Origin of the sequence: Draconibacterium mangrovi (genome assembly GCF_010586825.1) — a bacterium.
GTDB classification, from domain to species: domain Bacteria; phylum Bacteroidota; class Bacteroidia; order Bacteroidales; family Prolixibacteraceae; genus Draconibacterium; species Draconibacterium mangrovi.
In genome coordinates this window covers 98,194-112,098 of sequence record NZ_JAAAGB010000003.1, presented here as the reverse complement: position 1 = coordinate 112,098, position 13,905 = coordinate 98,194, and the positions used below count along the sequence as shown (strand labels likewise).

The 13,905-nt window shown below is 36.8% G+C and carries 15 protein-coding genes; 9 read left to right on the top strand and 6 right to left on the bottom strand.

Annotated features, from left to right (window positions below; translation table 11 throughout):
- Positions 1 to 90: 90 nt before the first annotated feature.
- The 6 genes from G4420_RS09905 to G4420_RS09880 all read left to right on the top strand — a co-directional run bounded on the left by G4420_RS09905 (position 91) and on the right by G4420_RS09880 (position 5,319).
- Complete coding sequence (locus tag G4420_RS09905; protein ID WP_163323494.1) at positions 91 to 756, top strand: redox-sensing transcriptional repressor Rex; 666 nt, start codon at positions 91 to 93, stop codon at positions 754 to 756.
- A 17-nt stretch (positions 757 to 773) separates the two neighbouring features.
- A complete protein-coding gene (locus G4420_RS09900) occupies positions 774 to 974 on the top strand; it encodes a hypothetical protein (RefSeq protein WP_163323493.1) in 201 nt (66 codons plus the stop codon).
- Positions 975 to 1,150: 176 nt separating this feature from the next.
- Positions 1,151 to 1,987 carry a sugar phosphate isomerase/epimerase family protein gene (locus G4420_RS09895; RefSeq protein ID WP_163323492.1) on the top strand — a complete coding sequence of 279 codons (837 nt, stop codon included), beginning with the start codon at positions 1,151 to 1,153 and terminating at the stop codon, positions 1,985 to 1,987.
- 147 nt (positions 1,988 to 2,134) lie between these two features.
- Positions 2,135 to 2,875 carry a hypothetical protein gene (locus tag G4420_RS09890; protein WP_163323491.1) on the top strand — a complete coding sequence of 247 codons (741 nt, stop codon included), beginning with the start codon at positions 2,135 to 2,137 and terminating at the stop codon, positions 2,873 to 2,875.
- Positions 2,876 to 3,239: 364 nt separating this feature from the next.
- Complete coding sequence (locus tag G4420_RS09885) at positions 3,240 to 3,827, top strand: RNA polymerase sigma factor (RefSeq protein ID WP_163323490.1); 588 nt, start codon at positions 3,240 to 3,242, stop codon at positions 3,825 to 3,827.
- A complete protein-coding gene (locus tag G4420_RS09880; protein WP_163323489.1) occupies positions 3,817 to 5,319 on the top strand; it encodes a tetratricopeptide repeat protein in 1,503 nt (500 codons plus the stop codon). The genes G4420_RS09885 and G4420_RS09880 overlap by 11 nt, the downstream gene beginning before the upstream one ends.
- A gap of 47 nt (positions 5,320 to 5,366) precedes the next feature.
- On the opposite strand, the gene G4420_RS09875 is transcribed toward G4420_RS09880, so the two are convergent.
- Complete coding sequence (locus G4420_RS09875) at positions 5,367 to 8,129, bottom strand: CHAT domain-containing protein (RefSeq protein WP_163323488.1); 2,763 nt, start codon at positions 8,127 to 8,129, stop codon at positions 5,367 to 5,369.
- A gap of 264 nt (positions 8,130 to 8,393) precedes the next feature.
- On the opposite strand from G4420_RS09875, the gene G4420_RS09870 reads away from it, so the two are divergent.
- The 3 genes from G4420_RS09870 to G4420_RS09860 are packed head-to-tail and all read left to right on the top strand — an operon-like array spanning position 8,394 to position 8,874.
- A complete protein-coding gene (locus tag G4420_RS09870; protein ID WP_163323487.1) occupies positions 8,394 to 8,537 on the top strand; it encodes a hypothetical protein in 144 nt (47 codons plus the stop codon).
- Positions 8,538 to 8,574: 37 nt separating this feature from the next.
- On the top strand, positions 8,575 to 8,712 hold the full coding sequence (locus G4420_RS09865; protein WP_163323486.1) for a hypothetical protein: 138 nt from the start codon (positions 8,575 to 8,577) through the stop codon (positions 8,710 to 8,712).
- Positions 8,713 to 8,730: 18 nt separating this feature from the next.
- The gene (locus G4420_RS09860; RefSeq protein ID WP_163323485.1) at positions 8,731 to 8,874 is read left to right on the top strand and encodes a hypothetical protein; all 144 of its coding nucleotides are present in this window, start codon (positions 8,731 to 8,733) and stop codon (positions 8,872 to 8,874) included.
- 74 nt (positions 8,875 to 8,948) lie between these two features.
- On the opposite strand, the gene G4420_RS09855 is transcribed toward G4420_RS09860, so the two are convergent.
- The 5 genes from G4420_RS09855 to G4420_RS09835 form a co-directional block, all read right to left on the bottom strand.
- Positions 8,949 to 10,085, bottom strand: coding sequence for a THUMP domain-containing class I SAM-dependent RNA methyltransferase (locus G4420_RS09855; RefSeq protein WP_163323484.1), 1,137 nt, complete (start codon positions 10,083 to 10,085; stop codon positions 8,949 to 8,951).
- Between the two features lie 19 nt (positions 10,086 to 10,104).
- Positions 10,105 to 11,031, bottom strand: a complete 927-nt coding sequence (gene epsC / locus G4420_RS09850; protein WP_163323483.1) for a serine O-acetyltransferase EpsC — start codon at positions 11,029 to 11,031, stop codon at positions 10,105 to 10,107.
- An 85-nt stretch (positions 11,032 to 11,116) separates the two neighbouring features.
- The gene (locus G4420_RS09845) at positions 11,117 to 11,641 is read right to left on the bottom strand and encodes an AAA family ATPase (protein ID WP_163323482.1); all 525 of its coding nucleotides are present in this window, start codon (positions 11,639 to 11,641) and stop codon (positions 11,117 to 11,119) included.
- Complete coding sequence (gene pnuC / locus G4420_RS09840) at positions 11,625 to 12,230, bottom strand: nicotinamide riboside transporter PnuC (RefSeq protein WP_163323481.1); 606 nt, start codon at positions 12,228 to 12,230, stop codon at positions 11,625 to 11,627. Before pnuC ends, G4420_RS09845 begins: the two co-directional genes overlap by 17 nt.
- A 4-nt stretch (positions 12,231 to 12,234) precedes the next feature.
- On the bottom strand, positions 12,235 to 13,860 hold the full coding sequence (locus tag G4420_RS09835) for a S41 family peptidase (RefSeq protein ID WP_163323480.1): 1,626 nt from the start codon (positions 13,858 to 13,860) through the stop codon (positions 12,235 to 12,237).
- Positions 13,861 to 13,905 lie beyond the last annotated feature (45 nt).

The following is a 13,905-nucleotide window of genomic DNA, read 5'->3' as shown; positions in this document are numbered from 1 at the left end:
TTATATGTTAACTTTTAGTGAATATTCATATAACAGCAATAAAGAAAAAATTCTCTAATTTGAGTTATTCGTATTTTTAAAGTGAACTAAATGGCAAAAACTACAAAAGTGATCGCAGTGAGGAAAAATACAAAACAAGTTCCGGAACCAACTTTAAGAAGGTTGCCGGGCTATTTATTTTTTCTTGAAAAAGTTCGTGAAAAGGGTGTAATGAATATTTCAGCACCATCAATTGGAAAGGAACTAAAATGCGATCCTACACAAGTGGTAAAAGATTTGGCATTTACCGGTGTTAAAGGAAAACCCAGGGTGGGGTACAATACTTATGAGCTGTGCCATGCACTGGAAGAATTTTTGGGATTCAATCATGTAAACGAAGCTTTTTTGGTTGGCGCCGGTAATTTAGGTTCTGCATTAATGGCTTATCAGGAGCATCAAACGCTGGGTTTGAAAGTAATAGCAGCATTTGATGTAGATGAAAAGAAGATCGGGCAACACATTGGAAATACTCCGGTTTTGGAATATAACAAGCTGTTTCATCTGTCGAACCGGTTGGATGTTGAGATTGCCATATTGACTACACCCAATGATGTGGCACAAGAAGTAGCTGAAGACCTGGTGAACTGTGGTGTAAAGGCGATCTGGAATTTTACCCATGAAATACTTGATTTGCCGGATGATGTAATTATTCAGAATACATCGATGAGTTCATTTGCCGCTGTTTTGTTGCAACGGTTGAACGATTCAAAGAAATAACTCAAAATAACAAAAACATGAAAAAGGTTAATTTATTCTTTAGATGTGCGGCTGATAAAATAAAGAAAAAATTCTTTAAAGCGGAGAAGGATGACATTAGTCATGCATGTGTTGAGCTGCAAAATCTGGAAGCAGAAAGCAAACTAACCGCAGATGAGAAGGAGCGGGAAGAATATGCTCAGAATTATAATATAACAACCCGCTGGCAAACGGTATAATTACTTTCAACCTTCTACTTCAATTTTAAGCTGTATTGTTTATTTTTTAGTTTAGCGGTTGTAAATCGCTACCCGGAATTTAAACTTGAGAATTACTCAAACACGCGCGTGTAAGGTCAGTTACGTATTAGTTTAATTGTTACATTTGTTTTTCTATATCAACTAAATTTAATACGATGAACAAATCAACGCTTTCTATTCTGTTATTACTATTGTTGACGTTTACGCTAACGGCGCAAGATGTAAAACGCCCCGATCCTCAGCCGGCACCTGAAACAAATGAATCTTTTAAGCTCGGGATGGCCGGATATACTTTTGTACGTTTCGATTTACAAACCACGCTGGAAACCATGAAACGGTGTGATGTACATTACCTTTGTATAAAAGATTTCCATTTACCTGTTAACAGTACTGCTGAAGAAATAGAGGCATTTCATAAAAAGTGTGCCGAGTATGGTGTTACCGGTTATGCGGTTGGACCGCTTTATATGAAAAGTAAAGAGGATATTGATAAATATTTCGATTATGCAAAACGAGTTGGAGTTAACACGATTGTAGGTGTGCCCGATTACGAACTGCTTCCATATGTAAATGAAAAAGTAGCTGAAACAGGTTTATTTTTTGCCATTCACTTACATGGCCCGGATATCGCAGTATATCCGGATGCTGAAGATGTTTGGGAACATACAAAAGATCTTGATCCGCGAATTGGCATGTGTCTCGATATTGGCCACGATACCAGAAATGGGAAAGATCCGGTTGCCGATTTGAAAAAATACAAATCGAGGGTTTTTGATATTCATTTAAAAGATGTTACAGGTCCCAGCAAAGAAGGTTATTCGGTTGAAGTTGGAAGAGGAATAATTGATTTTCCGGCTTTTGTAAATATGCTTCGCGAAGTGAATTATACCGGAACCGTAAGTTTGGAACACGAACGAAATATGGATGATCCGTTTATGGGAATTGCCGAATCAATAGGTTATTTCAGGGCAATGGTCGCAGCAACAAAATAGATTTAAGACAGTATACAGAAAAGAGTTTTCCATGATTGGGAAACTCTTTTTTTATGTGCATATCCCGGATAATGTTCAACATAAATAAATTAGTATTCTCTTTGATTTCGGGCTTATATCGTTGCTAATTTTATATTTTTGCTGCAAATGAAGATAGGAGAGTTATACAGAAGAAATGTTTATGGAGTAATCGGTACGCTGGTATTTCATATTCTGTTATTTTCTGCGTTTTTACTGGCCGATGTAGATATGAAAGGCAATGTAAAAGAAGAGGAAATCTTAATTGAATTTCCGGCAGAAATGCTGGAACCCGAAATTAATGAACCCGAAACGGTGGAGGAAGAAAGTACAGATCAACCCAATATCGAACAAACTACCAATACTCGAACAAATGTTGCTTCGAATCAATCTGCTACAGAAAACACCACCACTTCAACCGACGAGTTTTTTGACGATGACTATTTAAAGGAAGTGGAAGCTGCCCAGCAACTTGTATCCAATGTAAATAAAAATCTTGCTAAGGAAATAGTTGATTTGAGTGATATAGAAATGCCGGTTGAAACTACTGAAGGCATGGATCGCGACTCGATAAAGAACGTAATATATGTCGGTGAAAGTAATATCGTTTACTACCTGGAAAATCGTTACCACATAAGTTTGCCCGTGCCGGTGTATCTGAGTCAGGGCGGAGGAACTGTTATCGTGGATATTGCTGTTAACCGGCAGGGCAGGGTTGTTGAAGCAGAACCTCGCGACGATAGTTCTATCCGCGATAAGCAACTTTTTGCCTATGCCAAAGAAGCTGCAAGCCGTACTGTTTTTAACAGCGACAACTCAGCGCCCACCCGCCAAAAAGGAACAATCCAATACACATTCGTAGCACAGTAAATAAAATGTTAATTGTTGAAAGGTTTAACACCATTTAACATCTTTTTCTTGTCGGATTTACAATATGCCTTTATCTTTGTGGTACGTTTATTTTCATAAGTTTAGGTTTAGTTAGGTTAGTTAGTTTAATGAGAAAAGGATGGGTTGTTGAACCTGTCCTTTTTGTTTTTATAGACCCTCCCCAACATTAAATCCAAAAGTTTTCTTCTTTTTTTAATTAAATTTTTATCTTTATCAAATCTTGTAACGGCTTGTTAATAAGCGAAATTACACGTTTGCCAACAAGGCGGTTATTAAGTTGTGTATAGAATAAATTTAAATAGAGGGTTACCTTTTGACCAATAATCGAATAATATATTAGAAGATGATAAATTATACGGATGCGCAAATCCTGAAAGGAATCTTAAGGCACGATAATTTAATTTTGCAGTACATATACAAACAGTACTACTATAAAGTAAATTATTTCATTAAGAAAAACCAAGGAAGTGAGGACGATGCCAGTGATGTTTTTCAGGAAGCTATTATCGTAATTTACAGGAAATTAAAAGAAAACGATTTAATTTTCGAAAAGAGTTCTTTTCAAGGATATTTATTCTCAGTGTGTCGTTTTTTGTGGTTAAAGCAATTAGAGAAACGACGGATTGAGAAAGAAAAGCTGAACGATTCATTGCCGTTCCAGGAAGACGTTTACGATGACAACCTGGTAGAATTGGTCGATAAAAACCAGAAATACGGATTGTATCAAAAGCATTTCAAAACCTTGAGTACAGATTGTCAGAAGCTATTACAGATGTTTTTTGAAAAGGTCCCGCTAAAAGAAATTGCGAGAATTATGGGCTACAAAACTGAAAAATACGCTAAAACAAGAAAGTATAAATGTAAAGAACTGTTGATAAAGCGCATTAAGCAAGATACAGAATTTAAAAAGATACTTGAAGATGACACCTAAAGCAGAATTATTTGGACGCATTGAAGATTACTGTTTAGATCTTTTAAACAAACAAGAGAGAGAAGAATTTGAAAAAGAGTTAGAATTAAACCAGGAATTAAGAGATGAAGTTGAACTTCACAAAAATATCCAGTCAGCCGTTTTGGAAATGGATATTCTTGATCTTAAAGGGAAACTCGAAAAAATTCAAACAAACAGTACAAAAAATGGCAGGTTAAATGGCTCTTTCGAGCTGTTGGACAACTTCAGCGAATTTGAAGAAGCCACTGCAGAGTTAACACCCGAAGAACTTATTGAAAGTTTCGAATCGCTCCCAAAAGTTCATGTGTATCAGCATGAACGAACCAGCAACGAAAACATTCACCATTATTACAAAGAGCAAAACGGTTCTGAGCAAGTCGTTATTGAAGATGACCTGAACGGTTTTGATATGGAAGGTCTGGAAGGCCTGGAAGAAGCTGTTTTGGAAACAGATATCCTGAACTTGCGCGAAACATTGCAGCAAGTGGCAAAATCGGTTGAACCGCAGTATTCAGTTGAAGATATCGACTCATATCTTGAGGGAGAAATGGGTGACGATATTTTGGCCGAATTTGAAGTTGAGTTGAACCAAAATGAACTGTTACAATCAGAAGTTAGTTTGCATAAAGAGCTTGAAATGGCTGTTGCAGAAACCGATGTAATGGATCTGAGAAGTGAATTGAGAAATATCATGGAGTCTGAAACATCGTGGAACGTTAGTGAACAGGCCATTGAAGACTTTATTGATGGAGTACTGGAGGAAAGTTTATTAGAAGAATTCAGTGCCGAATTAAAAGAAAATACCGATCTGATGGCGGAAGTGGCACTTCGCGAGAATATAAACTCTGCCGTCTCAGAGATGGATATCATGGGCTTACGCCAGAAACTAAAAGACGCAAGAGAAGAATCCGAGAAGAAAGAGGTGAAATCGATTATAATGCCTCGTATAGAGATTGGTACCACAAAATTCTGGCGCAGCAGCGTAGCCGTTGTTTTGGTATTGGTAGGTTTACTTGGTGCAATGCAAATGAATACCAATACAATGGACAATTCGTACGACAAGTACTTTGAGTCGACAACCTGGGCATCTGAACGTTCGGTTGACAGCGATGTGAGTGTAATACATCAGGCTCAAATGTATTTTCAGCAGAATGAGTACCAAAAGACTATTGATTTGCTGAATAATGTAACAGTTAAAGCTGATGAGCAATTTGTTCCGCAGTTTTATAAAGGTTTGAGTTATCAGAATTTGAATAAATATCCGAAAGCGGTAACTGAGTATACTAAAGTTATTGATCACGGAAATAATATGTTCATAGAGGAAGCCGAGTGGTATAAAGCACTTTGTTACCTGAAAATGAATAAAAGAGCAGAGGCTAAGAAAGAATTGCTGGCAGTTATTGATCGTAAGGGTCATTACCAAAAAGATGCCAAGGCAATCCTAAGAAAGCTCAAGTACTCTTTCAAATAATCGAAGAATCGTCCAATAGATTAATTCGAAAACATATACACATTCAATTAAGCCTGTCGGTTACGACGGGCTTTTTTTATGCGAATTCCCTGGTCGATTGAAAAAGCGATGATCAAAAGAATAAGAATTGCAAAAAAGTAAAGATCATAACTGGTATATACCGGAGAATTATCTCCAATACATTTAAAGCTCATCCAATAATGCGGGTGAGCAAGTCTTGAATTCGATTCTTCAAGGTATTTCAGTTTAGCAAGCCGAAGCGCTTCATCTTTTGTTTTTCCTGCTTTTAAGTATTTATAAAAGGAGGTCATAATTTTTGTGCCTGCAGCATCTTCAACTTCCCAAAGCGACATTATTACCGATGGACATCCGGCATATAAAAAACCTCTTGCCAAACTCATCAGTCCTTCTCCTTTTTGAAGTTTCCCAACTCCTGTGTTACATGCACTTAGAACCGTCATGCTGGCATTTAATTCGAGATTGTAGATATCTGCGGTATTTAGCCAGCCATCATTATCCAAAGTCGTTGTATCTGTATTTTGACTAAATGCCAGACGGGAATACGCCGGTAACGAATCGTTTATGTACGCGTGCATTGCCAGGTGAAGAATATCAAAATTGCCACTCTCTTCTCTGAAATTTTGCTCGGTTGCATCTTTGCTTCTAAAAATAGTAGTACTAACTGATTTAGCTATATCATCAACTTCTTTTTGTACGCCCGGTAGTGGTGCAAGTTTATAGCTTGTTCCCGTCATTTTGAATTCTTCCGAATTGTATTCTGGAGCAAATGCCAGAGTGTGGTTTCGCAGCTTGGGTTTCGCAGCTTTGTTTTTAAGGAAAATATTTACCGAATTAGCGTAGTTAATATTTACATCTTTTACCAGATAGTTCAATTCGTTAAAACGGATGGTTTCACTTGTGTCGGGCAGCGTTTTTAATAGTCCGTCGAATGCAATGTAATTTAGTTTTCCGTCAGGTATTATTGTCAGGTGTTTTTCAGTAATGTCTTGCTCGTAAGGGGCAAGCAGCATGTTGTATAAACGGTGCGAAGAAACGCAGTATTGTTTTGCATCTTCGTTGTGTGTAAACATGTAGTCGGTAGATGAAATAAACCGAAAGGTTTCTTCCAAAGCCTGTATTTCTCCGTTGTCGAGCGTTTTTTTGTGAAATTCAATATTGTCGTTGGTAATAAAAAACGTATACAACGAAGTTAATGTATCGGCATCACTACTATTTTTAATGTTTTCCGTTGATGGTTCAGCTAAAAAATACTCAACAATTGCTTCCTTTCGGTCAATCCTATCTTGTATTTCATTTAAACTAAGCGACGAGTTGGAATATTTTAATTGGTAGTAGTCGGGGTAACTTTCTTCCATAAACCGATTCAGCTCATCTCTTTGCCGCGATGCATTAAAAATCTTATCATTAAATTCGTCCAATAACGAACTATCTGGTTCATCGTAGCTTAATTCCTCGTATTGTAATTCGGAATAGTTGGCAATAGTATTATTTAATTTACGCTCCAGTTCCAGCAGGCTGTCAGGGATTAAACTATTTTCCTGCGCTAGTTCATTGGCAATTTTATCGAATAACGCACTACTTTTTAGTTGCTCTGAATTATTAAAAGCAATATCAAGGAATTCCTGATTTCCCGAATAACTATAGGCAAGATAGGCTGTCTCAATAATTTTACTTATAGTCTGATATTGCAGGTTCGACAGCTGAATTTTACTTTCATCGTTTGAAATTTCTTTTCGCGCCTGTTGAATAAGGTTACTCGTATTGTTATAGCAGCTTAGTGCATAATCAAGGTTTTCGCTGTAATCGATGCCTTTATTTTCATTATCAAGCAGGGCTATTTCAAGATATACATCACCAATTGCTTTTATCAGGTCAAGGCAATCCATTAGCGAACGTGTTTGTCGGATTTTAATATCGGAACTTTCAGGATCAATTTGGCTTACTTCCAATGCAGCTAGTCCTTTTTTGTAGGAATCAATTGATTTGAGTAGGTTTTGCCTTTTTTCCCTTTTAAACCGGTTTATTTCCTGGGTCTTTATTGTACGGTTTCTGTAAATATTTCCTTCATATTCATAATAATTGGAGAGTACTGGGCCAAAATCTTTTTGGAAATACTCTAAAATATTATAAGCTTCTGATAAATTTTCTACTGCTTTTTCAAAATTATTTATACCTGAAAGAAATTCTGCGTAACTCATGTATGCGTAGGCGAGGTCTATACCTTTACCATAATAATCTTCTGACAATGAAATGGCATGTTTAAAATGATAATCTGCTTTTTCGATTTCATTAAGGTTATAGTAACTACCTCCCATAACGTTATCAAAATATATTTGATTGGATGTATCAGCCGAAGCATAGCATTTTTCTGCAATGTCAATAACGGATTGGTAGTTTTTGCTAACAAATTCAACCTCCGCAATGGAATAATATGCATTTGTAATATCATAAATATCAATAGGATCTTGATTTTGGTATACGTTTAAAGCTTGACTAAAATAGGTTATGGCATTTTTATAATCCAATTTGGCTCGATATACATTGCCAAGATTTAAATATATGCTTCCCAATAGACCTTGCGGAGGGTCTGAACGCAAATAATAATTTGTTTCAGCAAGCTCATAACTTCTAAGTGCCATATCGTTTTCACCTAAATTTTTGTAGGTAATACCTAACATCATATATGGCTGAGTTAAAAAATAATCTTTTTCTCCGTAAATTTTTTTTCGTTCATGCAGAAACAGTTTAAAAGCCTCTAAAGCTTCAGTGTATTTACCTTCGTTGCCCAATCTGGCCCCATTTTGTCCTAACTTGTTGGTTAGTAGTCTTAACGAGTCTGTGTTGACTTCTTGACTAAGTAAAAAATTAGGTAAGAATAGTAGGTAAAAAACAAAGATTATCCGCTTGAAAATTGTCATCTGATGTTGTGAATTATTCCACCAAAATAGAACTTTTTTCAATTTTTTTCAAAAAAGGGGGGTTACCTTTTTCTACTTATCAGAATATATTAGTGAATGTGTGTTTAAAAGTTTAACGAATTAATTTATTATACGATGAAAAGAGTACAGTTTGAATCAACAGAAAATACTTTCGAAGTTTTTGGTTTTGAAGTAATCAACGAAAAAGCAATGAGCGAAGTTCGTGGTGGTGGAACTCCAAATTCAAGAGATAAAGACATTTATGATTTTGATGAATAATCATTAAAAAAAGTATTTACTGTTAAGATTATAAGATATGAAAGTTATAGCAAATTTTTTCACAGAGAGCAATAGTGATTTTGAAGTATTATCTAATGACGCGATGAACGAGGTTCGCGGCGGAGGAACACCAAAATCAAGAGATAAAGATATTTACGATTTCGAAGAAGAATAAGCCTAAAAAATTTAAACAATGAAAGCTATAACTATGATATCACAATACAATTCAGACAATTTTGATTTTGAAGTTCTATCTCAAGAAGAACTAAATGAAGTTAGAGGTGGAGGAACACCAAATTCAAGAGATAAAGATATTTATGATTTTGAAGAAGAATAGCCTATATACAGAACCAATTGAGTTGTTAGTACAGGGGTTAAAACAAGGACGGTTTTAACCCTTTTTTTATGTCCTTATTTTTCCTTTCCCTCAAATAGCCTGTAATTATTATACTTACATTTTAAAGCCCCGTTAAATAAATCGATTCGTTGCGACGGTTTTAGCCCAACAAATTTTAAGCTATCTATCGAAGAGCTTAAGATCCAGGCACTGTTTCCTGCATACTGGTGTTTTAAACGCTCTCCAATCATTGAATAAAGACCATCCAGATCATTTTCCTTTAGCCTCTCTCCGTAAGGTGGATTTGTTACGATGGTTGCGTTATTCAATTCAATATCCAGATTTTTAAAATCGGTACAGGCAAATTGTATTTTATTAAATACTAAAGCACGTCGTGCATTGGTTTGTGCATTTAACAAATTACTTCCCGAAATATCCGATGCATAGATTTTATGCCTGAACTCTCGTTTTTCAACCGGTTCTGTAACTTTTTCCCAAAGCAAAGGATCAAAATCATTCCAGAGCTGAAAGGCAAATTCTTTTCGGAATTTGGCAGCAGGAATATTCTGGGCAATCATAGCCGCTTCAATGGGGATAGTGCCCGAACCACACATTGGATCCATAAAATCCGAATTTCCAAGCCAGCCTGTGAGATAGATCATACCGGCAGCAAGTACTTCGTTTAAAGGTGCGTCTCCCTGTTTTACACGATATCCTCTTTTGTGTAACGATTCACCCGAGCTGTCAATCGACAAAGTACAGTTATCCTGAAAAATATGAACATTTATAATAATATCCGGATTATCGGTGTCAACACTTGGGCGTTTCCCGAAATTCTCACGAAAATAATCGGCTATGGCATCTTTCACTTTAAGCGATGCAAACATCGAGTTTCTAAAATCTCGTGAGTCTATGACAACACTGTTAATCACAAAATTCTGATCGACATTAAAATAGTTTTGCCATTTTATTCTTTTACATTTTAAGTAAAACTGATCGACAGTTTTAAAATTAAAATGTTCAATCTCTTTTAAAATACGTAAAGCTGTACGAAGGTTATAGTTTGACTTATAGATGATTTCAAGGTCACCGTCATAAAATACAGCACGTTTTCCGCGTCGTACGTTTTTACCACCAATACGCTTCACTTCTTTGGCCAAAACATCTTCCAAACCGGAAAAGGTTTTAGCGATCAATTTATACTCTTTCAATGATTTGATTTTTTGTTTCTTAAATACCTGCTCCGTCCATAAACGGAATATCTCTCGGGCGTTTTTGCACCACACGAGAATTGGCGGGAAGATCGTTGGTTACCCAAACATTACCTCCAATAACGGAGTTTTCGCCAATTGTTACGCGGCCAAGAATAGTTGCACCTGCATAAATAACTACGTTGTTTTCCAAAATCGGGTGGCGTGGAATTCCTTTAATTGGGTTGCCATTATCATCAAGAGGAAAACTTTTTGCCCCTAAGGTAACGCCCTGGTATATTTTTACATTGTCGCCAATAATACATGTCGATCCAATAACAACTCCAGTACCGTGGTCGATTGTAAAACTTTCGCCAATTTGAGCACGCGGATGGATATCTATTCCGGTTTCGCTGTGCGCCATTTCGGTAATAAAACGCGGGATAAGAGGAACATCCAGTTCCAGAAGTTTGTGGGCAATACGGTAATTTGTAATAGCCCGGATTCCCGGATAACTAAAAATAACTTCGCCAAAGTTTTTTGCTGCCGGATCATTCAAAAATGTAGCCTCAACATCAGCACCTAATCTGCGCCTGATCTCCGGCAGAAACTCTATAAAAGCAACCGCTTTTTCCTGGGCTCCTGTTCTGTGTTTTTCAACTCTTTGTTCCGATTCGTCGGTACACTCAAAACACAGTCCGGCCAAAATCTCACGGGTAAGCATTTCAAGCAACTCATCAACATAAACTCCCATATAATGTGGAGTTATGGTGGTTTTTAAAGTAGTTGTTCCAAAATAGCCGGGGAAAAGAATCTCGCGAACCAGATTAATAATTCGTTTCAATTGTTTATTTGATGGCAATGGATCTCCCATCATATGTTTATGACAAACTAATTTGTATGATTCAGGGTTACTCAGTTTGCTTACTGTATCTAAAATTTTTTGGTCTACGGTATTATTTGTCATATCGTTGATTTATATTACAAAACTAATTACATTCATTTAAGAATTGTAACATATAACATATAAAAGAAGTTTCTTGTTGAAGGTTTTAATCTAAACTTGAGATGACTTGAATTGCAGCTTTTTTTCGCTCTTCGTAATTCCCTTTTATTAAATGATAGGAGAATCGGTAATTTTTTATTTCCTCTATGTAAGTTTTCTGAAGTTTTTCGCGATTAGTTCCACCATTCTCACGAACATTATCAGGGACCCAGGGCAAATCAGTATCACAAACCAAAAAAGTGTCAATACGAGTTTCTTTGATTGTTTCTTCAATCCATGCAGGAACTTTCCCGAAAACAACATCCAGCCAGATTTTTGTAATGAGAAGCCAGGTATCTAAAATAATCAGAGGTGGTTGCTGCAAAACCATTTCGTTGTATTGTTCAACTTGCTTTTGTGCTATCAGAATAACATCGTTATAAGTGTACGAACGATGTAGTTGTTCTACGTAATTTCTTGCGAATTCGGGTACGAACGGTACCTTATAATGCGTTGCCAAGGCTTTGGCAAGTGTACTTTTTCCGGTTGATTCGGCTCCGGTAATGGCAATTATTTTAGTTGTTTGTTTCAATACTTTTCAGATCTTTTTTCCACTCAATATAGCCCAATAAAGCCATAACGGTGTAAACGATAAATAAAATTACGGTTGCCCATAAACCTTTGTATACATACAAACCTGCGCTAAATGCATCGATAAATATCCATAGCAGCCAGTGTTCTATGTATTTTCTTGCAAGCATCCATGTGGCAACAATGCTGAGTGCTGTTGTTACTGAATCCATGTGCGGAACGTCGGAATTGGTATAATTCCTCAGGATAAAAAGGATCAGGGCATAAAGAGCAATTGAAACCACTGCCAGTTTTAGCCACAATATTTTTCGGGTGGTTTTTACGGCAACTTTCTTTTCGTTTTGTTTTTTTCCGGTAATCCAGAAATACCAGCCATAAATACTAATTACCACATAATAGACCTGAAGCCCCATGTCGGCATATAACCGGGTATTGAAAAATACAAGCACATAAAGTGCCGAGGTTAATAAACCTGTTGGCCACGTTAAGATGTGTTGTTTAATGGATAAGAAAATGTAGGCTAAACCAAGAATGGCTCCCAGTATTTCAATATAATTACCTAAGAGCCATTCCGAAACTATATCAGTCATAAAATTAATCAGTTGTAACTAAAAGCGCTGCATATTTGTCTTGATTATCAAAAACTTCAAGAGCTTTTAAAATGGCATCGTCATTTTCGTTTAAAACTTTGTACATGTCGTTACGTGAGTACACGTCTCGGGCTATCAAAGCTTTAAGTTCCCGTTTAAGGTCATCTTTTAGTATTGACAAACTTTCTTCGTCTTTTTCAATACCTTCTTCAATACCTTTGGCAACTACCTGCTCAATATTCTCATCCGAAATCTCAAATTTCTCATTGAATTTTTCAAATTTCGGATATTGTTTCGCGATGTCTTCACGGTGAAGATCAACATAATCCAAAACAAAATTATAGGTAACCTGCTTTCTTCTTAGTTTATTGATGTAGGCATAATGCGAAGAGGTGTCCATGGGAACAAAAATATCAGGCATTACACCGCCACCACCATAAACATCGCGGCCGCTAACCAGTGTTTTGTGTTTTAACTCATCATCAAAATGAATGCTGTCGGCACTAAACATCTCCCCATTACTAATTCTGTTGGAGTAATCTTTACGGTATTCGCTAATGCCTTCCTCATAAGGTTTTTGAATACATCTGCCACTTGGCGTGTAATAGTGTGCCGTTGTCAAACGAATCATCGACCCATCATTCAGGAAGAATGGTTTTTGGACTAACCCTTTTCCAAACGAGCGACGGCCAATTATTACTCCACGGTCCCAATCCTGAACGGCACCCGAAACAATTTCACTTGCAGAGGCTGAACCTTCGTTTACCAAAACAACCACTTTCCCGTCTTCAAAGGAACCTTTTGCTGTTGCTTTATAGTCTCTTTTCGGATCGTTGGTGCCATCGGTGTAAACAATCAACTGGTCATCAGTTAAAAATTGGTCGGCTAACTCAATGGCCGATTTTAGATAACCGCCACCATTGTTTCGTAAATCGAGAACCAGGTTTTGTATTCCTTCCTTTTTTAAATCCGACATGGCCTCTAAAAACTCATCGGTTGTTGTTGCCGAAAATTTATTTAGCTTGATATAACCAGTAGATTCATCTAACATGTACGATGCATCCAGACTGAAAATTGGAATTTTATCTCTTTCAATTGTAAAATCCAGGGGATCGGTTTCACCTTTTCTTGCAACTGTTAAATCGACTTTACTTCCTTTTTCGCCCCGTAACAAATCAAAAACATCCGAATTTTTTAAACCAATTCCGGCTATGTTTTCACCGTCAACCTCAATAATCCGGTCACCGGCACGTAACCCAACTTTTTCAGAAGGACCTTCGGCAATTATCGTAGTCACCAGCAAGGTATCTTTATAAATATTGAATGAAATGCCGATCCCCTCAAAGTTTCCTTTAAGCGGTTCGTTCATTTTATCCACTTCCTCCTTTGAAATATATGTAGAGTGCGGATCAAGCTCCTCAAGCAAATGCACAATCGCTTTTTCTGTTAAGTCGCTAATATCCGATGAGTCTACATAGTAACCATCAACTAAACGCAGTAAACGGGCAAATTTTACCTGATTTTCCTGCACATCGTTTTGTGCCTGCGTAGCAACTGGTTCAATCAGGAAGAATGCTAAAAAGATACCTAACCCAATTGTTTTAATATGTTGAATTTTTGTTACAGCCATAATTCTCATTTTTGATTAATAACGAAACAATCACGCAATAAGTCT

Bases quoted from the DNA above. Each gene is read 5' to 3' on its own strand.
- G4420_RS09880 (WP_163323489.1), top strand. From the start codon at position 3,817: ATGACACCTAAAGCAGAATTATTTGGACGCATTGAAGATTACTGTTTA.
- pnuC (WP_163323481.1), bottom strand. From the start codon at position 12,230: ATGACTGATATAGTTTCGGAATGGCTCTTAGGTAATTATATTGAAATA.
- G4420_RS09900 (WP_163323493.1), top strand. From the start codon at position 774: ATGAAAAAGGTTAATTTATTCTTTAGATGTGCGGCTGATAAAATAAAG.
- G4420_RS09865 (WP_163323486.1), top strand. From the start codon at position 8,575: ATGAAAGTTATAGCAAATTTTTTCACAGAGAGCAATAGTGATTTTGAA.
- G4420_RS09870 (WP_163323487.1), top strand. From the start codon at position 8,394: ATGAAAAGAGTACAGTTTGAATCAACAGAAAATACTTTCGAAGTTTTT.
- G4420_RS09860 (WP_163323485.1), top strand. From the start codon at position 8,731: ATGAAAGCTATAACTATGATATCACAATACAATTCAGACAATTTTGAT.
- epsC (WP_163323483.1), bottom strand. From the start codon at position 11,031: ATGACAAATAATACCGTAGACCAAAAAATTTTAGATACAGTAAGCAAA.
- G4420_RS09885 (WP_163323490.1), top strand. From the start codon at position 3,240: ATGATAAATTATACGGATGCGCAAATCCTGAAAGGAATCTTAAGGCAC.
- G4420_RS09890 (WP_163323491.1), top strand. From the start codon at position 2,135: ATGAAGATAGGAGAGTTATACAGAAGAAATGTTTATGGAGTAATCGGT.
- G4420_RS09835 (WP_163323480.1), bottom strand. From the start codon at position 13,860: ATGGCTGTAACAAAAATTCAACATATTAAAACAATTGGGTTAGGTATC.
- G4420_RS09895 (WP_163323492.1), top strand. From the start codon at position 1,151: ATGAACAAATCAACGCTTTCTATTCTGTTATTACTATTGTTGACGTTT.
- G4420_RS09905 (WP_163323494.1), top strand. From the start codon at position 91: ATGGCAAAAACTACAAAAGTGATCGCAGTGAGGAAAAATACAAAACAA.